The sequence below is a fragment of the Leifsonia sp. HAY1-4F genome (genome assembly GCF_056755275.1).
Genome location: NZ_JBNDHX010000580.1, coordinates 1 through 239, shown reverse-complemented (window position 1 = coordinate 239; position 239 = coordinate 1). Strand labels below are relative to the sequence as shown.

Sequence of the window (239 nt, the reverse complement as noted above, 5' to 3'; positions counted from 1 at the left end):
ACTCTCTCCGTCGTCGGCAGCGTCAGATGTGTATAAGAGACAGCCCACAGGGTGTCAAGGGCCGGCTGAAGCCGACGCCGGCCGTCAAGGTCGCCGAGACGCCGCGAGGCGGCCGCCGGAGCGGTCACCGCCCTCAGGGCCGGTGGAGTCCTGTCTCTTATACACATCTCCGAGCCCACGAGACACTCGCTAATCTGGGGGGGGGTGTTTTTGTTTGGAAAGAGGGGGGGGGGGGGGGG

The 239-nt window shown here is 66.1% G+C and carries 1 protein-coding gene; it reads right to left on the bottom strand.

Features of this window, described 5'->3' with window-relative positions; genetic code table 11:
* On the bottom strand, positions 1-239 hold a 239-nt coding region (locus tag ACPYOG_RS20565; protein WP_481295919.1), incomplete at both ends, for a hypothetical protein.